The organism is Shewanella sp. cp20, from assembly GCF_000832025.1.
GTDB lineage: Bacteria > Pseudomonadota > Gammaproteobacteria > Enterobacterales > Shewanellaceae > Shewanella.
Map to the genome: position 1 here is coordinate 88,904 of NZ_JPII01000030.1, position 18,206 is coordinate 107,109.

Sequence of the window (18,206 nt, forward strand, 5' to 3'; positions counted from 1 at the left end):
GTTGGCGTACTTTTTGCTGAATCCTAGCTAGATGTCAAAGTTCAGGCGCTAGATTGATGGATTTGAAAGCAAGCTTAGGTCAACTAAAACAGGTAAAACCCGCCAACTTTAAAGGGATAGGCACACCTATCTTGGTACTTGCGGCGCTGGCGATGATCGTCTTGCCCATGCCGGCCTTTCTGCTGGATATCCTGTTCTCCTTTAATATCGCCCTAGCGCTGGTCGTCCTGCTGGTCGCCATCTATACCGACCGACCCTTAGACTTTGCCGCTTTCCCAACGGTTCTGCTTGTCGCCACCCTGCTGCGTTTGGCGCTTAACGTCGCCTCGACCCGTATCGTACTGCTCGAGGGGCATAACGGTGGTGATGCCGCGGGTAAGGTGATCGAGGCCTTCGGCTCAGTGGTGATTGGCGGTAACTATGCCGTGGGTCTGGTGGTGTTTCTTATCCTGATCATCATTAACTTCGCCGTGGTGACCAAGGGTGCAGGACGTATCTCAGAGGTGAGTGCCCGCTTTACCCTGGATGCCATGCCTGGTAAGCAGATGGCTATCGATGCCGACCTTAACGCCGGGGTCCTCAACCAAGATCAGGCGCGTATTCGCCGCGCCGAAGTGACCAAGGAAGCCGACTTCTACGGCGCGATGGACGGTGCCTCTAAGTTTGTAAAAGGGGATGCCATCGCGGGTATCATGATTCTGGTGATCAACATCCTGGGTGGTTTCGTCATAGGTATGGCGCAGCACGGCCTGGACTTCTCCTCTGCGGTCGAGATCTACACCCTGCTGACTATCGGTGATGGCTTGGTGGCGCAGATCCCTGGCCTCTTGCTCTCCATCGCCGCGGCCTTGATGGTGACTCGTCAAAACGAATCTGGCGACATGGGTCAGATGGTGATGAGTCAGATGTTCGACAATCCCAAATCACTGGCCATCGCCGCCGGCGTGCTGCTGATCATGGGTATCGTGCCTGGTATGCCCCATTTTGCCTTCTTAACCTTCGGCATCATTACCGCAGCGGGCGCCTATTTTCTGCATCGTAAGAAAGATCTCGATAGGCAGCGTGCCCTGGAGATCGCCAAGACCTCGCCGGCAACCCCGGGTGATGCCAAGCCCAAAGAGCTTAGCTGGGATGATGTGCAGCAGGTCGATACCATAGGCCTGGAGGTGGGCTATCGTCTGATCCCTCTGGTGGACAAGGGCCAGGGTGGTGAGCTACTCGGCCGCATCAAGGGCGTGCGTAAGAAGCTGTCTCAGGAGCTGGGCTTCCTGGTACCCGCGGTGCATATTCGCGATAACTTAGACCTTGCGCCAAACACCTATCGCATCTCGCTGATGGGAGTGGCCTCCGGCGAGGCGGATATTCGTCACGATTGTGAGCTGGCCATCAACCCTGGCCAGGTCTACGGCAAGCTGGATGGTGTAGAGACCACAGACCCGGCCTTCGGACTCGAGGCGGTATGGATAGCACCCGAGCTAAGAGAACACGCTCAGACCTTAGGCTATACGGTCGTTGATGCCGCCACGGTAGTGGCCACTCACCTGAGTCAGTTATTGACCAACAACGCCTCTAAGCTGCTGGGTTACGAAGAGGTGCAGCAGCTGATGGATATGCTGGCCAAGCATTCGCCTAAGCTGGTCAGCGGCTTTATTCCCGATGTCTTGCCGCTGGGCACTGTGGTCAAGGTGATGCAGAACCTGCTTAATGAAGGCGTCTCCATTCGCGATCTTAAGACAATCGTTCAGACGCTACTCGAGTACGGGCCTAAGAGTAACGATACCGAGGTGCTCACCGCCGCCGTACGTATTGCGCTTAAACGCATGATTGTACAAGAAATAAGCGGGCCAGAGCCGGAAATTCCTGTCATTACTTTGGCGCCGGAATTGGAACAGATGTTGCATCAGTCTATGCAGGCAACGGGAGGCGAGGGGCCGAATATCGAACCTAGCCTTGCCGAGAGGATGCAAAAGTCGTTACTCGACGCATCCCAGCGTCAGGAGATGGTGGGTCAGCCAGCCATCCTACTGACTTCGGGTATGTTACGTTCGACGCTGTCGCGTTTTGTTAAACATACGATTCCAAATCTAAGGGTGATCTCTTACCAAGAGGTACCCGATGAGAAACAAATTCGCATCGTATCGGCGGTCGGCCAGTAGAGGGTATTTAATTGAAAATTAAACGTTTTTTGGCAAAAGATATGCGCTCTGCATTGGCCCAGGTAAAAGAGACTTTAGGCTCGGATGCGGTGATCATGTCCAATAAAAAAGTCACCGGCGGCATAGAGATTGTGGCCGCGGTCGACTACGACGAGCCTAAGCCAAGCGTGGCCAAATCAAGCGATGCCGCGCCCCTGTCACCCAGCTTTCTAGACCTTGCCGAAGAGAAGGTGTCTATCGGTCGCCAACCCATCAAGGCAGAGTCAAAAAAACAACCATCACCCGTGGTCGATTCGCTGCAGGCCCTGCTTGAGCGTCAACAAAATCGCGTCAGTCAGCAGTTAAGTCAGTCAAATGAAGCACTCGAGATGCCCGCCTGGGCCCAAGGATTGAAGGCGCCTAAAGAGGAGGCCCCTGCAATCAGTCACCAGGAGAGCCCTGTTCTCAATCGTTCTAAGCGTGAAAAGAGCGGCGCGGCCAGCAGCGAGATTGAATCCATGCGTGAGGAGCTGGCCTCCCTGCGTAACCTGCTGACCCATCAGGTGACCTCACTGCTGACCGAGCAGAAGAGCCGCCTGGATCCTGTCGGTGCCATGTTAGAGAGTCGTCTGCTCGACGCCGAGTTTAGTCCTGAGGTTGCCGCTAAATTGTCGGCCTTGAGCGAACACTATGTGCCAGCAGATCTGGTGAAGGCGCTGCCGCGTAGCCTGGCAAACATGCTCGACAACCAGGGGGATGATATTGTCCGTCAGGGCGGCGTGGTTGCCTTTGTCGGTCCGACCGGTGTCGGCAAGACGACGAGTGTCGCAAAATTAGCCGCTCGATTCGCCGCGCAACATGGTTCAGATCAAGTTGCATTAATTACAACCGATCATTATCGCATTGGAGCCTATGAGCAGCTGGCAACCTATGGCAAAATAATGGGGTGTCCGGTCAAGCAAGCTCATGATCTCAATGAGTTGGAACAAATTCTTTATCAGTTCCGCAATCGCAAGCTAGTATTGATAGATACGGCGGGCATGGGACAAAGAGATGTGAGATTGTTCCAGCAACTTGATAATTTAACTGCAAATAGCAGATTACCTATTCGCAGTTATCTGGTACTGTCATCTACAAGTCAAAGAAGAGTGCTTGAAGATGCCGTCGCGCAGTTTACTCGGATTCCATTATCCGGTGCGATTTTGACCAAATTAGATGAATCGGTGGCCTTGGCGCCAGCATTGAGTGTGTTGATTCAAAGTGGATTACCCTTGAGTTATGTCACCGATGGCCAGCGAGTGCCAGAAGATATGCAAGTGGCCGACACCTTAGCCTTAGCCAACAAGGCCCTGTCGGTACTCGAAAAGAAAGTGCAACCAATACAGAATAACGAAAGGTCATATGAACAGGCCTACGCATTTGAGTAATATAATGAGTCGGGATCAAGCAAGCGGTTTACGTATGATGAATCAACCATATAACGAAAAAGTAAAAGTAATTGCCGTAACCGGTGGTAAAGGTGGCGTAGGTAAAACTAGCGTATCGATCAACACCGCCGTCTCCCTGGCCGAGAAGGGCAAGCGAGTGCTTGTGCTCGATGCCGACTTGGGTCTAGCCAACGTCGATGTCATGTTGGGCCTAAGGGCTGAGCGCAATCTGTCCCACGTATTATCCGGTGAGGCCGACCTTGACGAGATCATCGTTCGTGGTCCTAAGGGAATTGGTATTATTCCTGCGACTTCCGGTACCCAGGCCATGGTGGAGCTGACACCTGCGCAGCATGCCGGCCTAATCCGTGCCTTCAGTGAGATGAAGACCCAGTTTGATATCCTGGTCGTGGATACCGCTGCCGGTATCTCGGACATGGTGCTCAGCTTCTCTCGCGCCTCGCAAGATGTCTTGGTCGTGGTCTGTGATGAGCCGACCTCTATTACCGATGCCTATGCTTTAATTAAGATTCTGAGCCGCGAGCACGGCGTATTCAGATTTAAGATTGTGGCCAACATGGTCAGAAGTTTGCGAGAAGGGATGGAGTTGTTTGCTAAACTTAGCAAGGTAACCGACCGTTTTCTCGACGTGGCTCTGGAGCTGGTTGCGACTATCCCCTTCGATGAAAACCTTCGCAAGTCAGTTCGTAAACAAAAGCTGATCGTCGAGGCGTTTCCTAAGTCGCCGGCGTCGATTGCTTATCATGGTTTGGCTAATAAGATCATTAGCTGGCCAGTGCCACAACAGCCGGGCGGCCACCTAGAGTTCTTTGTGGAACGTTTGGTACAACGCCCAGAATATCAAGAGGATCGTACGAGTGAGTAAAGCCGCTGCGTATACTTGTTTAGATAACAAAGCTTCTATTGTCGAACAGTATGCACCGTTGGTTAAAAGGATTGCTCACCATTTACTTGCTCGTCTGCCCGCCTCGGTGCAATTGGATGATTTGTTACAAGCAGGTATGATGGGCCTGCTCGAAGCCTCGGCCAAGTTCGACGGCAGCAAGGGGGCTAAGTTTGAAACTTTTGCCGGAATACGCATTCGTGGCTCTATGCTCGACGAAATCCGCCGTGGCGACTGGGTACCCAGGTCGGTTCACCGCAATCAACGCCGCATAGCACAGGTGATTGACGAGCTAGAACAAGAACTTGGACGTGACGCAAAAGATAATGAAATTGCGGATCGACTTGATATGCCGCTCGATGAGTACCATCATATTCTTAATGATGTTTCAGTCGGGAAAGTAGTTGGAATTGAAGATCTTGGTGTATCGGTCGATGTAGTAAGACAGGAAGATGATCACCAGGACGACGCATTTGAATCTCTGGCAGAGACACAGTTTCATGAGGCCCTCGTAGAAGCGATTAAATTACTGCCAGAAAGAGATGGATTAGTTTTGTCGTTATATTATGACGAAGCATTAAATTTAAAAGAGATCGGTGCCGTACTTGATGTCAGCGAATCCCGAGTAAGCCAGATACACAGCCAGGCGATGCTCAGACTCAAAGCGAAACTCAAGCATTGGACCAAAATATAACGATTACATGAGCAATATAAAAACAGCTCCGCGGAGGAAACCTTGGACAAGAATATGAAGATTCTCGTTGTTGACGATTTCTCAACAATGAGACGCATCATCAAGAACTTGTTGAGAGACTTGGGTTTTAATAACACTCAGGAAGCAGATGACGGTTCGACAGCCTTGCCTATGTTGCAAAAAGGCGATTTTGATTTTGTCGTAACCGATTGGAATATGCCTGGGATGCAGGGTATCGACCTATTAAAGGCTATCCGCGCCGATGACAACCTGAAACACATTCCTGTGTTGATGGTGACTGCGGAAGCGAAAAGGGAACAGATCATCGCAGCGGCCCAGGCCGGTGTGAATGGCTATGTGGTGAAACCTTTTACTGCGGCGACATTGAAAGAGAAGTTAGACAAAATTTTCGAACGACTCGGTTAATCAAGGTTGAGCTATGCAGGCAGAAACTTCAGGGCTGATCAATTTAGCACAGGCCAAGCAACTCGTTGATCTACTCGAGACTGGCCAACAAGAGCAGGCCGATGAGCTAATTCGCGACATCGCCAGCCCGATTCAGAAAGAGCTGTTTGACGAGGTGGGTCGCCTTACCCGTCAGCTTCACAGTGCGATAGTGGATTTTCAGGTGGACGGTCGCCTCGTGGAGCTGGCCAATAGCGAAATTCCCGATGCCAAAGAGCGCCTCAATTATGTCATCGACATGACGGAGCAGGCGGCCAACAAGACCATGGACGCCGTCGAAGAATCTCTGCCGCTTGCAGATGCGCTAACCACAAACGTACAGGCCGTAAAGCCCTCCTGGGATCGTCTGATGAGACGCGATATTCAGCTGCACGAATTTAAGGCGCTATGCCATGACGTTCAGCAGTTTATCGAACGCAGCGAATCCGATTCCAACCGTTTGAAAGAGTTACTCAATAACATATTGCTGGCCCAGGACTTCCAAGATTTGACCGGGCAGATGATCCGCAGGGTGATCGAGCTGGTACGAGAGGTGGAGAGTAACCTGGTCTCCATGTTAACCGTATTTGGCGAGCAGCCCGCAACGGATAAACCCCAAGCATCAGAGAAGTGCGTCGAACCTGAAGGTCCTATTATGAACGCTGATCAGCGTGATGATGTCGTGACAGGGCAAGATGAAGTCGATGACTTGCTGTCGAGTCTAGGTTTCTAAGTAGGAGTCATATGAATGTCCTTTGATGTTGATGAAGAGATACTGCAGGACTTTTTGATTGAAGCGGGTGAGATCCTTGAGCTTCTCTCTGAACAGCTGGTGGCGTTAGAGAATAACCCCGACGACACCGAACTACTCAATGCCATCTTCCGTGGATTCCACACCGTTAAAGGTGGCGCAGGCTTCTTGAGTCTGACGCCCATGGTGGATGTCTGTCATGAAGCGGAAAATACCTTCGACCTGCTACGCACAGGGAAACGCAGTGTCTCCGCCGAACTGATGGATATCATTTTACAGGCCGTCGACACCATCAATTCTATGTTTGCCGAGACCCAGGCGGGTGTCGAGCAAAGCCCAGCCGATGATGCCCTGTTGGCTAACCTTAAATTATTGAGCTCTGGTGGCTTATTACCGTCGGAAATGGGCGGCGCTGGCGAGACGCTTGCCTCTGAACAGCCGGATGAAGCGCCTGCTGATGCACAGGCCGATGACGGTATCGAGCTGTTTGATACCCCGCTCGATGACAATGTCGAGTTGTTTGACGAGCCGGTAAGCAATGATCCCGTGACCTCCATTGCCGGTGAAGGCGATATCGATGAGATAGATGAGTCTGAATTCGAAGCCCTGCTCGATGCGCTTCACGGCAGCGGAAAAGGGCCTTCGGGTGCCAGCGCTGCGGCTAGCGCGCCGGTTCAGGCCAACGACAGTGACGACATCACCGACGATGAGTTCGAGTCACTCCTCGATGAACTTCACGGTTCGGGTAAATTCCAGGCGCCCTCAGCACCAATTGCCAAGGTGCCAGAGCCTAGCTCGCCGCCGGTGGATGCCGATGAGATCACCGACGATGAATTTGAAAAGCTGCTAGATGAGCTGCATGGGACCGGTGCCGGTCCTGGCAGCGAGACCAGCAAGCCTGCGACTCAGGCGGCCCCTAAGGCGCCAGAGGTCTCCGCACCTAAAGTGACAACTCCTGCGCAATCGAGTGTTAAGGCACAGCCCGTTGAGGCGCCTGCGCCTAAACCTGTGGTGAAGGAGAAGGCCGCGGCCAAGGCGCCAGCCGCTAACATGCCGCAGGCGGAAACCACAGTACGTGTCGATACCGCGCGTCTCGATCAGATCATGAACATGGTCGGTGAGCTGGTACTGGTGCGTAATCGTCTGCTTAGCCTGGGGATCTCTCGCGATGACGAGGACATGTCTAAGGCCCTGGCCAACCTAGATCTGGTGACTGCCGATCTGCAGGGCGCTGTGATGAAGACCCGCATGCAGCCGATCAAGAAGGTATTTGGTCGCTTCCCGCGTGTGGTTCGTGACTTGGCCCGCAGCCTGAATAAAGAGATCGATCTTCGTATGATAGGCGAAGACACGGATCTGGATAAGAACTTGGTTGAAGCCCTTGCCGATCCTTTGGTTCACCTGGTGCGCAACTCGGTCGATCATGGTATCGAGATGCCCGACGAGCGTGAAGCCAACGGCAAGTCACGCACAGGTACCATCACCCTTTCTGCCAGTCAGGAAGGGGATCATATCTTGCTCAAAATTGAAGACGATGGCGCGGGGATGGATCCCGATAAACTCAAGCAGATCGCCATAACGCGTGGTGTTCTGGATGAAGATGCCGCGGCGCGAATGTCTGACGAAGAGGCCTATAACCTGATCTTCGCTCCAGGCTTCTCCACTAAGGTAGAGATCTCTGACATCTCGGGTCGTGGCGTTGGCATGGACGTGGTGAAGACGCGCATTACTCAGCTAAACGGTACAGTGCATATCGATTCCCTGAAAGGTAAGGGAACTTGCCTGGAGATCAAGGTGCCGCTGACCCTGGCGATTATGCCGACCCTGATGGTGGAAGTTGCACAGCAGGTGTTTGCCTTGCCGCTGTCCAGTGTCAGCGAGATCTTCCATCTGGATCTGACCAAGACCAATATTGTCGATGGCCAGTTAACCGTGATAGTGCGAGAAAAAGCCGTACCGCTCTTCTATCTGGAGCATTGGCTGAGCCGCAAGGCCGCGAGCTTCAAGCATGGCGATAAGCAGCATGGTCACGTGGTGATCGTACAGCTTGGTACCATGCAGATAGGTTTCGTGGTTGACTCCTTGATTGGTCAGGAAGAAGTGGTGATCAAGCCGCTGGGCACCCTGCTACATGGCACCCCAGGCATGGCCGGCGCCACGATTACCTCAGATGGTGGCATCGCATTGATATTAGATGTACCCGGCTTATTGAAACATTACGCCAAGAATAAGAAATAGCAGTTAGTGGTACAGCGAGCTAGCGGATCGGCGTGATGCCTAAGGCGTCACGCCTTGTTTCGGCAAGGATCCTGCTGTAGATAGGAAATTGAATGGCCATAAAAGTATTAGTTGTCGATGATTCAAGCTTTTTTCGTCGTCGAGTCAGTGAGATTGTCACCAAGGATGCGGATTTAGAGGTCATAGGTACTGCTTCCAATGGTGCCGAAGCGGTTAAGCTGGCGCAGCAGTTAAAGCCACAGGTGATCACCATGGATATCGAGATGCCTGTGATGGATGGTATCAGTGCCGTGCGTGAGATCATGGCGAAGTGTCCGACGCCCATTTTGATGTTCTCATCTCTCACCCATGATGGCGCCAAGGCGACGCTGGATGCCTTGGAGGCCGGTGCATTAGATTTTCTTCCTAAACGATTTGAAGATATCGCCACCAATAAAGATGAGGCGATCTCTTTATTGCAGCAGCGTATCAAGGCATTGGGCCGTCGCCGGGTGTTTCGTCCTATACTGCCTCGAAGTGTACCGCCAAAGCCTACAGCCACGACAGGGACTGCACCGTCTAGAGAGAGCGCTCAGCCACAACGTCCGGCTTCGCGCCCGAGTGCGCCGCTTCCCAGAGCCAGTGGTAAGAAATATAAGCTGTTGCTGATCGGTACCTCGACCGGTGGCCCCGTCGCGCTGCAGCGTATCTTGACTAAGCTACCGGCTAATTATCCTCATCCCATCTTGTTGATCCAGCATATGCCGGCGGCCTTTACCCCAGCTTTCGCGGCTCGCTTAAAGGCCTGTGCGCCATCGAAGTGAAAGAGGCGCAGAATGGCGATCAACTCAGGGCGGGCTGCGCTTATTTGGCACCCGGCGGGATGCAGATGATGCTTGAACGCGGCGGCACCTATGGACGCATTAAGATCGTGGCTGGCAGTGCGGATATGAACTACAAGCCCTGTGTCGATATTACCTTTGCCTCGGCCTCTAAGTTGAGCGGTGGCGAGACGCTGGCCGTGGTATTGACCGGCATGGGCGCCGACGGTCGCGAAGGGGCGCGGATGCTTAAAAACGTCGGTGCAACCATCTGGGCCCAGGATGAAGCCAGCTGCGTGGTCTACGGTATGCCGCAGGCGGTAACCGCCGCCGGGATCTCGAGTCAATCGATAGCGCTCGATGATATGGCCGAGGCCATCATACGCGAGAGTGGACGTGGCTAGGCAGCGCCAGGGCGTCAGCACCACTGTGCTGTTGCTGTTTTTTCTCTTGTTGGTTAGCAGTCTAGTCACTGGCTCACTCTATCTCGACCTAAGGCATAAGAATGGGCTGCTCGAGGATAAGATAGCTCAGCTCGAGAAGACCCAGGTGCTCTTGATGGTGCCCGACGAGCAGGCCGAGGCCTTGGCCGATTGGATGGAGAATAATCCTGAATTTACTCAATCTATCATCAAGCAGGCGGAACCTGGCAGCCAGGTGAGGGTGGAGATTGGCCCAGAGGTGCCCGAGTCGATTGCCAGACATGAGCCAAAAAGCCTACCGCTTGATGGCCAGGACGAGTTAACGCCTCTATTACCTATGGAAGCGCCATCTCAGTCCGAGCAAAAGGTGGCAAGTACCACTGATAAGGCGCAACAGAGTGGCCAGGGGCCATCTCAAGCGGTTAAGCTGTCAGAAGATAAAGATGGTGTTAAAGTAATTAGCCTGCCCCATGGCGGCATTCGAGTCACGACTCGCGAAGATAATTAAAACAATAGCCTGATGGCGATACGCGCGGCGATTTAAGGGGTTTTACTTGAAGATCTGGACCATAGCAAATCAAAAAGGGGGCGTGGGCAAGACGACCACAGTGGCGAGCCTAGCAGGCGCCATGGCTAAGCGGGGCAAGCGAGTCTTGATGATAGACACAGATCCCCATGCGTCCCTGGGCTACTATCTGGGGATAGATTCCGAAGAGGTGCCCGCCTCACTCTATGATCTGTTTTTGAAGCACAAGAGCCTGACACAAGAGCAGGTGCTTGCCCATATTGTGCCTACTAAGGTTGAAGGTATCGATTTGCTGCCCGCCACCATGGCCCTGGCGACGCTGGATCGCTCTCTCGGTCATCAGGAAGGGATGGGCTTGATCCTTAAGCGCCTGCTTAGCTTAGTCGATGAGCATTATGATGTCGCCCTCATCGATTGCCCGCCGGTATTAGGGGTGCTGATGGTCAATGCGCTTGCCGCCAGCGAACACATTATCATTCCGGTACAGACAGAGTTCTTGGCGATAAAGGGGCTAGACCGTATGGTCAAAACCATGACACTCATGGGACGCTCTAAGAATACCAACTACAGTTACACCATTATTCCGACCATGTATGACAGACGCACCAAGGCGTCGCCAGCCGCCTTACAGCAGCTGGGGGAGGAGTATGGTGATGTGCTTTGGCCAGATGTTATCCCGGTCGACACCAAGTTTCGTGATGCCAGCCTGGCGCACTTGCCGGCGTCGCATTATGCCAGCCATTCTCGCGGCGTGAAGGCCTATGACAGATTGCTGGATCATCTGCTGACCAAGGAGTTTGCTCATGTCAAACTCGGCTGACGATGCGGTTTTCGATTATTTTTCGCTGCTGCTCTCGGAACCCGAGCTAGAGGAGCTTGAGCGAGAGGAGCTTGAGCAAGAGAGTGCTTCGTCAGATGAGCATGAAGAAAAGCACGGCAAAGCGACGGCTGGCCAAGATGGGCTAGCGACTCGACAAGCCCCCGCAGTGCAGCGCCAGACTCAGACTCAGACTCAGCAAGCGCTGTTGCGCCCAGTGATAACCCAAGCCGCGCCGCCGCTGAATAAGCTCGCGCTTGAGCAACTGCTGGCGCCGGTGACCGAGATAGAAACTGAGACAGAAACAGAGACAGCAACCAAGACTGTAACAAAGCAGGAGCTCAAAACGCTCGAGCAGGTTAAGTCGGCCATTGTTGAGGCCAAGCCTGCACAGGTTGAAACCCTCACTCAAGCGAAACCTTTGTCGCAAGTTAAGGAAAAAATAGAAGAAAAATTAGAAACTTCGGCTAGTATTAAGCAAGAGGAAGCCGTTGCCGAAAAGGTCGAACTGGCAGCCTCGCTGCAGACTCAAACCGGGGCGACACCGCCCGGGGGGACAGAGCAGTTGATTGAGCAGCTCGACGAAGAGTTTCAGGTGCTGTTTTTCAAGGTGGCGGGTCTCACCTTAGCCGTGCCCCTGGTAAGCCTTGGCGGTATCGTTAAGGTGGAGCGAATTAACCATATTATGGGACGACCAGACTGGTATCTGGGTGTTCAAACTCATAGGGACTCGCAGCTCAATGTTGTCGATTCCGGCGCCTGGGTGATGCCGGAAAAATACGACGAGAAGCTGGCGCAATCTGTTGATTACCAATATATTGTACTCCTAGAGAACAGTAATTGGGGCTTGGCCTGTGAGTCTCTGGTGAATTCCGTCAAAATTTTAAAGTCAGAAGTTAATTGGCGTAGCAAAGCGGGTAAACGCCCCTGGCTGGCTGGCGTCGTAAAAGAACAGATGTGCGGCATCTTACATGTGCAGGCACTGATTGAATTATTAAATTTGGGTTTAGGTAGTCAGGACTCTATTGGCTGAGGTTGATATGGCAGATGCAAAAAACGTCGCGGCAGTTGCTGCAGGTAAAGATGATGAAGTGTTGCAGTGGGTAACCTTCCGTTTAGACAATGAAACCTATGGTATCAATGTCATGCAGGTGCAAGAGGTGTTGCGTTACACCGAGATCGCGCCTGTGCCGGGGGCTCCTCATTATGTGTTGGGGATCATTAACCTTCGTGGCAATGTGGTGACAGTGATTGATACCCGTTCGCGTTTTGGTCTGCCTTCTGCCGAGGTGGATGACTCTACCCGTATCGTGATCATCGAAGCGGAGAAGCAAGTGATCGGTATTCTGGTCGACAGCGTCGCCGAGGTGGTCTATCTGCGTGGCTCGGAGATCGACAATGCGCCGAACGTGGGCACAGAAGAGAGTGCCAAGTTTATTCAAGGGGTGAGTAATCGCGATAATGAATTGCTCATTCTGGTGGATCTCGATAAGTTACTCTCAGATGAAGAGTGGATGGAACTGGCTCAGCTTTAAACCCTTAGCCATTGACGATAAAAAGCCGTCGCCTCGTTCGATGGCTTTTTTCGTGGTGGAAAAGGGTTAGATGAGTGTAGGCGTAAAAAACAATGGAGTCGGCATTTATGATAGGCGATGAGATCTTAATCGCGGCGTTACTGTATGTGGTTGCCTGTCTTGGTTTGGTGCTGTATCAGCAGAAATTGACCAACAAACTCAGAGCCAAGATAGACGCCCTGACCTTGCTGGTTAAAGAGAACGATCGACAGCGCGAGGCGGTAAAGCAGGAGCTGCAGGAACTGAGATCCGGCACCATAGGGGTTGGTCGACGCATGCTTGAGCTCGAAAAGCGTGTGACCAAGCAGGAGGCCCGCATCGATGAGACGGTCGCGGATGAACCTCAGGCCAGGCTCTATACCCGAGCGATGAAGATGGTCGAACTCGGCGCCGATATCGATGAGCTGGTGAAGGAGTGTGAGCTGCCTAAGGCCGAGGCCGAGCTTTTGCTACGTCTACATGGTAAGCGTTAGGTCTCTTTTTTAAGTTAATACCAATCGTAATAAATAATTAATCATTCTAGCTTGTTAAAACGCTCGATAACTGTATTAGTATTTTTAATTGTAGAATAACTACTTATCTAAAAATCCTGCTTTGTTCTCAAGTGTTTTTCCTGCGCTATTTCTGATCACATATTTACTGTGATTGGTATAATTGTTTGGTCCTTACACCTCTTGCATGATCCTCTTATGCATATTGTCCCAGCGCTCTGGAAACTTACCGTCAAGCATATAGACGAAGGCGATGAGTTCTGCGATGAGCAGATACAGCTCTTTGGGGATCTCCTCACCTATCTCCAGTTTTTGCAGAAAGTTACTCAAGTTGGCATCTTGATGGATATAGATGCCAGCCTCCTTGGCGATGGCAATGATCTCCTCGGCAACTAAGTCTTCACCCTTGGCGGTGATCTGCGGCGCCGATTTACCGTCGTAGCGCAGGGCGGCCGCCTGAGTGGGCCTGTGTGGGTTATTGTATGAGTTACTACTTGAGTTATGGCCTGAATTACCGTGTAACTTGTCTTCTAAATCGTCTGTTGAGCTCATCATTAGGCCTTTATCTTTACCAAATAGTGCTCACCCGGAAGTAAGGAGGCGGGCACCTGTGATACTTGAGTGCGGATCTTGTTTGGGGTTATGCCGATGGCCTGAATCTTCTGTTCGAGTCCCATGAGTCGTTGTTCGATACGGTCGAGCAGGCTCTGATCTTCTGAGGAAAAACCCAGGTTCAGTCGACCATCTTTCACGTCAGCATTGATCAGAAGCCCCGCCTGACTGAGATTAAACTTAAGCTGCAGCCGCCAGTGGGGGGAGCTGTTTTTCTCTTGCTCGTCCTGGCTGAAATGCCCCTCAAGCTCTTCGTGTCTGTGCTCAATCATGTAGGGCAGGGTAAAGTACCAATTCGTCGATTGTGGCGAGTCGCTGCTCGCCTGCTGATAGAGGGAAAGATTCGATATTAACTTGCCCAGCGACTCTAGGCCGCCACTTTTTTCGAGCAAACCCAGTAGCTGACTGCCCGAGGCGAGCTGTTGTAGTCCTTGGAGCTGGCTAGATGCTTTGCCGCTCGTTTGCGTTTTTACCTGTCTGCCAAGGAGTAGCTGAAACAGCACGCCTATGGTGCCGGCGTGACTCGTGATACTGCCGAGGCTAGCGACAGGCGCTGGGGGGGCAGCGATGCCGGCGAGGCTATCGATAAGCTCCTGTCTCAATGAGCTAGGACTCGCTAACTCGCTAAGGGCCCTGGGAAAGGCCAGTGGCAGAAGTTGCTGCACTAATTGCAGCAAGTTTCGCCCCTGAGCAGTGGCTTTCTGTGCTTGTAGGGCTTTATCTGCGAGCTGACCCAGTGCGAGGTTGAGGCCTCTATGTCCTACTTCTCTATGCCCTACATCACTGGATTGGAGTCCATTCGGGGGTAAGCCTCTTGGGGATGATTGCGTTTGGCCTATATCTCGCGCTGCTGGCGAAGTGCCTGTAGCCGAAATTTGCCCAGCTTGTTTCTCTAGGGCTGTCAGCTTAGCCAGTGCGGCAGGGCTGAGCTGTTGTAACTGAGCAGTAGTCTTCGCCATTCTCTGTTCAAGGGGCGTCGCCTCGAGCCTAATTCCCGTTAGGCTGTTATCTGTTAGCCTGATATCTGCGAGCCTGATATTTGAGAGCCTGATATTTGACAGCATAGCGCTGACGTTTTGATAGAGTCGGCTCTGGGCTATTTGGGTTATTTCTTTCAACAGCGCCCCTTGGGGATTTTTCGACTCACTTGCCAGCAAGGCATTATCTGACGTTGGTGTTGAGACAAGTGCTTTACCGATCTGAGAGCCGAAAATCGCTGCTGTCTTATCGGGTGTCTTGTCAGGCGATTGCGCACTGCGAAGCGGTATCTGAACCATTAGGTCTTTAGGCAAAGTAGCGTTTGCCGATGCCTTGCCTGGCATGAGAATCGATGAGGAATCAACCGGACGATGTGGCGTGCTGAGCTCTCTGATGATCCCATTTAACGACTCAGGCCTTAAGGGCGTCTTTGCCAAGGTATTTATTAACTGGTGGTAAGCACTGGCTAACTCAGGTTTGCTGATAAGCGCTTGGGATGACGATGGTGATAGATAGTGGGCGGGTGAGTTGGCATTGCTCATCAGCGCATCTTTGCCTGTGGGGGTCAGTAGTAGATTGACCTCTGCTAATTTTGGGGTGAGCGTTAGGGTCAATCGTCCATATTCTATGGCAATTTTTGCTAGGTATTGACCATCGGCAATGGAGGGACTTGACAATCTCACAAGCTGTGAGTCATTAAAAAACAGCTGATTTGCCGTTATTTTTACCTCTCCGAGGGGATAGCCCTGGGGTCGGCTGGCGAAGTTAGTGAGCTGTTCCAGACTTATCTGGTTGGCATTGATATAGGCAACCAGCCCCTTGGGTAAGGGGAGGGAAGTTGGCAGCCCCTGAGCCTGCACGCTGGCATTCATCATAGAAGTTGAATTAGCGGCGGCGCTTAATTGGGTCAATACTGTAAGACGGATGGCATCTTGTTTCAGGTTTTGCTGATCTTTAGCGTCAAGGTAGGTGATGGCCAGCTCGCGATGGTTGAACTTGAGCTTATCGCCTTGGGGAGTCGATACAATCTCTACCGGAATATTTTTAGCCTGAGCGCTCTTGTCTGTTTGGGCGAGAGCATCACCGCCAGAAAGAGCTGGGGCGGGCATGTTGATACGGGAATTACTCAAATGTGAACCTCAAATTGATGCTCCATGAATGTCTTATTACAAAATTCAATTTGACCTATCGCTTTTGCTGAGTATCCTTAGCGATCTGAAAAGGAAAACCAAACTGTGTAGTCTAGTATTAACACTTTATCGTCAACAATAGCTGGTGACTTTAGCTGTGTTCAATACTAATTAGGAAACTAATTTATATGAAGTGTAAATGGATTGCGTTGAGTCTGCTATTGGTTGGCGCCCAGGTGATGGCACAAACAGACACAAGCGATGAGAGTGCAACGGATAGCACAGCCGCAAAAGTGACCATTATCTATAATGATGAGCGTGATCCTCTGGAAGGTTTTAACCGCGCCATGTGGGATTTCAACTATCAGTTTCTCGATAAGTATTTCTATCGCCCTGTGGCCCACGGTTACAACGACATCTTGCCTCGTCCGGTAAAGACGGGCGTTAACAATTTCGTGCTTAACTTCGAAGAACCTAGCTCCATGGTGAACAATGCCCTGCAGGGTAAGTGGGGCTGGGCAGCCAATGCCGGTGGACGATTCACCATAAATACCACTATAGGTTTACTTGGGGTGATCGATGTTGCCGACATGATGGGCCTGGCGCGGAAACAGGATCAGTTTAACGAGGTGCTCGGTTACTACGGTGTGCCTAACGGTCCTTATTTCATGGCGCCTTTCTTAGGCCCCTATGTCACCCGTGAAATCGCCTCAGATTGGGTGGACGGGCTTTATTTCCCGCTATCTGAGCTGACCATGTGGCAATCCTTGGCCAAGTGGGGGCTGAAAAACCTCCATAGGCGTGCATCGGCAATTGACCAAGAAAGACTTGTCGATAATGCACTTGACCCCTACACTTTTGTTAAGGAAGCGTATTTTCAGCATCTTGACTATAAAGTTTATGATGGCGACATACCCGTGTCGACTGATGATGACGAATTGCTCGACGAATACATGACAGAGCTTGATTAACATCAGTGTCCCGCATAACCCATTGTTTCATAATAGGCGAAGGAATTAGCGATAAGATGTTGCTTATCTAGACGTATATGGATGTACTAGATTTTGCGGCTTAGCCAGAGTGCGAGCCTGGGGAAGCTAAATGGCGTTAGAAGATCTAGTGATACTGTTAGTGGAAGATGACCCGGTATTTCGAAGCATTGTGGCCGCCTTCCTGACTAATCGTGGTGCGACCGTTATCGAAGCCGATGACGGTCAGCAGGGATTAGAAAGATTTAGTCAGCATGATTTCGATATCGTGCTGGCCGACCTCAGCATGCCTATTCTGGGCGGGCTGGATATGCTCAAGCAGATGATCAAACGTAAGCCTGATACTCTCTCAATCGTGATCTCCGGCAATCAGGTAATGGCCGATGTGGTTGAGGCGCTTAGAGTCGGCGCTAATGACTATCTGGTTAAACCGGTTAATGATCTCTGTCTTATCGAGAATGCGATTCGTCAGTGTGTTGGCGGCTCGAGTCAGCAAGATGTGCAGCTGGAAGATCTCGACGAGTTGTCATATCAAGAGCTAGAAGAGCATCTGAGCCTGCTCGAGCAAAACGCCGAGGCCGCCAAGAGCGTGCAGCAACAGCTATTCCCCCCTTCTGTGATCGACTACCCCAAGGCAAAGATTGACTATAGCCTGTTTAAACATGATGAGGTTAGCGCCTACTTTATCGATAGCGTGAATGTGGGCGAGCGTTACCTCATCATGTATATGGCGCATTTCCAGCCACAAGACAATCGCTGCGCATTTGCCAGCGTGCTGCTAAAGAGTTTCGTCAATCAGAAGCTTAAGCGTTTTCGTAATGACAATACTGAAACTGTTATCGAGCCGTTCAATATGCTGAGTTACCTTAATGAGCGGATGAGCAAGTCGGGCTTGGACATCTATGTCGATATTGTCTACGCGGTCGTTGAATTGACCCATTATCGGGCTTCTATTGCGCAGGCGGGTAAGGGCCTAAGGTGTTATATCCGCAACGAAGAGGGGTTAATGCCGCTGGCAATGCCTGACGCGCTACAATTGGGGATTTTAGAGTGGGGCCAGCCCAGCACTCAGTTTAGAAATTTAATGCCGGGAGAGAGCCTGTGTGTGGTTTCAAGCAGCGCCGAACATAGGGAGATGTTACTCAATGATGAGTTTGTGGGTTTGAGTTACAGCCCCAAGGTAGCCCCTGGCGGCTATGTGCAGATGAGCTTTTAATTTTCTCTCAAGAATCGTTTTATTGTTATTTAACCCTAGACATAAAAAACGCCACTTA

At 51.7% G+C, this 18,206-nt stretch carries 16 protein-coding genes and 2 pseudogenes; 16 read left to right on the plus strand and 2 right to left on the minus strand.

Features of this window, described 5'->3' with window-relative positions:
- Window positions 1-56: 56 nt before the first annotated feature.
- The 14 genes and pseudogenes from flhA to DB48_RS12805 all read left to right on the plus strand — a co-directional run bounded on the left by flhA (window position 57) and on the right by DB48_RS12805 (window position 13,205).
- A complete protein-coding gene (flhA, locus tag DB48_RS12745) occupies window positions 57-2,156 on the plus strand; it encodes a flagellar biosynthesis protein FlhA (protein ID WP_041510646.1) in 2,100 nt (699 codons plus the stop codon).
- Window positions 2,157-2,167: 11 nt separating this feature from the next.
- Window positions 2,168-3,562, plus strand: a complete 1,395-nt coding sequence (gene flhF / locus DB48_RS12750) for a flagellar biosynthesis protein FlhF (protein ID WP_041510647.1) — start codon at window positions 2,168-2,170, stop codon at window positions 3,560-3,562.
- 4 nt (window positions 3,563-3,566) lie between these two features.
- Window positions 3,567-4,448, plus strand: coding sequence for a MinD/ParA family protein (locus DB48_RS12755; RefSeq protein WP_041510648.1), 882 nt, complete (start codon window positions 3,567-3,569; stop codon window positions 4,446-4,448).
- Window positions 4,441-5,160 (plus strand): RNA polymerase sigma factor FliA, encoded by a 720-nt coding sequence (locus DB48_RS12760; protein WP_041510649.1) that lies wholly within the window; start codon window positions 4,441-4,443, stop codon window positions 5,158-5,160. The genes DB48_RS12755 and DB48_RS12760 overlap by 8 nt, the downstream gene beginning before the upstream one ends.
- A 42-nt stretch (window positions 5,161-5,202) precedes the next feature.
- On the plus strand, window positions 5,203-5,586 hold the full coding sequence (gene cheY, locus DB48_RS12765) for a chemotaxis response regulator CheY (RefSeq protein WP_011865185.1): 384 nt from the start codon (window positions 5,203-5,205) through the stop codon (window positions 5,584-5,586).
- 13 nt (window positions 5,587-5,599) lie between these two features.
- On the plus strand, window positions 5,600-6,337 hold the full coding sequence (locus DB48_RS12770; RefSeq protein ID WP_041510650.1) for a protein phosphatase CheZ: 738 nt from the start codon (window positions 5,600-5,602) through the stop codon (window positions 6,335-6,337).
- Window positions 6,338-6,352: 15 nt separating this feature from the next.
- Complete coding sequence (locus tag DB48_RS12775) at window positions 6,353-8,593, plus strand: chemotaxis protein CheA (protein ID WP_041510651.1); 2,241 nt, start codon at window positions 6,353-6,355, stop codon at window positions 8,591-8,593.
- A 92-nt stretch (window positions 8,594-8,685) separates the two neighbouring features.
- Window positions 8,686-9,102 (plus strand): annotated as a pseudogene (locus DB48_RS20625) (response regulator); the annotation flags it as partial.
- A gap of 195 nt (window positions 9,103-9,297) precedes the next feature.
- Window positions 9,298-9,797, plus strand: a pseudogene (locus DB48_RS20630) (chemotaxis protein CheB); the annotation flags it as partial.
- Window positions 9,790-10,323 (plus strand): hypothetical protein, encoded by a 534-nt coding sequence (locus DB48_RS12785; protein WP_041510686.1) that lies wholly within the window; start codon window positions 9,790-9,792, stop codon window positions 10,321-10,323. The pseudogene DB48_RS20630 and the gene DB48_RS12785, both read left to right, overlap by 8 nt.
- A 46-nt stretch (window positions 10,324-10,369) precedes the next feature.
- Window positions 10,370-11,161 carry a ParA family protein gene (locus DB48_RS12790; protein WP_041510652.1) on the plus strand — a complete coding sequence of 264 codons (792 nt, stop codon included), beginning with the start codon at window positions 10,370-10,372 and terminating at the stop codon, window positions 11,159-11,161.
- Window positions 11,145-12,191, plus strand: coding sequence for a chemotaxis protein CheW (locus DB48_RS12795; RefSeq protein ID WP_041510653.1), 1,047 nt, complete (start codon window positions 11,145-11,147; stop codon window positions 12,189-12,191). The genes DB48_RS12790 and DB48_RS12795 overlap by 17 nt, the downstream gene beginning before the upstream one ends.
- Before the next feature lie 7 nt (window positions 12,192-12,198).
- Window positions 12,199-12,693, plus strand: coding sequence for a chemotaxis protein CheW (locus DB48_RS12800; RefSeq protein WP_011865192.1), 495 nt, complete (start codon window positions 12,199-12,201; stop codon window positions 12,691-12,693).
- A 110-nt stretch (window positions 12,694-12,803) separates the two neighbouring features.
- Entirely contained in the window at window positions 12,804-13,205 is a 402-nt protein-coding gene (locus DB48_RS12805) for a DUF2802 domain-containing protein (protein WP_152619159.1), read from the plus strand.
- A gap of 192 nt (window positions 13,206-13,397) precedes the next feature.
- Here the strand turns inward: DB48_RS12805 and DB48_RS20525 are convergent, their stop codons facing one another.
- Together DB48_RS20525 and DB48_RS12815 are read right to left on the minus strand one after the other, a co-directional pair.
- On the minus strand, window positions 13,398-13,778 hold the full coding sequence (locus DB48_RS20525) for an EscU/YscU/HrcU family type III secretion system export apparatus switch protein (protein WP_041510654.1): 381 nt from the start codon (window positions 13,776-13,778) through the stop codon (window positions 13,398-13,400).
- Window positions 13,778-15,943: a hypothetical protein gene (locus DB48_RS12815; RefSeq protein WP_152619156.1), complete on the minus strand. Its 2,166-nt coding sequence runs from the start codon at window positions 15,941-15,943 to the stop codon at window positions 13,778-13,780. Before DB48_RS12815 ends, DB48_RS20525 begins: the two co-directional genes overlap by 1 nt.
- Window positions 15,944-16,131: 188 nt before the next feature.
- Between DB48_RS12815 and DB48_RS12820 the strand changes: the two genes are divergently transcribed.
- Complete coding sequence (locus DB48_RS12820; RefSeq protein ID WP_041510656.1) at window positions 16,132-16,914, plus strand: MlaA family lipoprotein; 783 nt, start codon at window positions 16,132-16,134, stop codon at window positions 16,912-16,914.
- A gap of 130 nt (window positions 16,915-17,044) precedes the next feature.
- Window positions 17,045-18,148, plus strand: coding sequence for a response regulator (locus DB48_RS12825; protein WP_041510657.1), 1,104 nt, complete (start codon window positions 17,045-17,047; stop codon window positions 18,146-18,148).
- The last annotated feature ends 58 nt before the right edge of the window (window positions 18,149-18,206 follow it).

What these genes read in the sequence shown, in the direction of transcription:
- DB48_RS12800 (WP_011865192.1), top strand. Translation starts at nt 12,199, where the DNA reads ATGGCAGATGCAAAAAACGTCGCGGCAGTTGCTGCAGGTAAAGATGAT.
- DB48_RS20525 (WP_041510654.1), bottom strand. Translation starts at nt 13,778, where the DNA reads ATGATGAGCTCAACAGACGATTTAGAAGACAAGTTACACGGTAATTCA.
- DB48_RS12820 (WP_041510656.1), top strand. Translation starts at nt 16,132, where the DNA reads ATGAAGTGTAAATGGATTGCGTTGAGTCTGCTATTGGTTGGCGCCCAG.
- DB48_RS12755 (WP_041510648.1), top strand. Translation starts at nt 3,567, where the DNA reads ATGAGTCGGGATCAAGCAAGCGGTTTACGTATGATGAATCAACCATAT.
- DB48_RS12770 (WP_041510650.1), top strand. Translation starts at nt 5,600, where the DNA reads ATGCAGGCAGAAACTTCAGGGCTGATCAATTTAGCACAGGCCAAGCAA.
- DB48_RS12795 (WP_041510653.1), top strand. Translation starts at nt 11,145, where the DNA reads ATGTCAAACTCGGCTGACGATGCGGTTTTCGATTATTTTTCGCTGCTG.
- DB48_RS12825 (WP_041510657.1), top strand. Translation starts at nt 17,045, where the DNA reads ATGGCGTTAGAAGATCTAGTGATACTGTTAGTGGAAGATGACCCGGTA.
- DB48_RS12775 (WP_041510651.1), top strand. Translation starts at nt 6,353, where the DNA reads ATGTCCTTTGATGTTGATGAAGAGATACTGCAGGACTTTTTGATTGAA.
- flhA (WP_041510646.1), top strand. Translation starts at nt 57, where the DNA reads ATGGATTTGAAAGCAAGCTTAGGTCAACTAAAACAGGTAAAACCCGCC.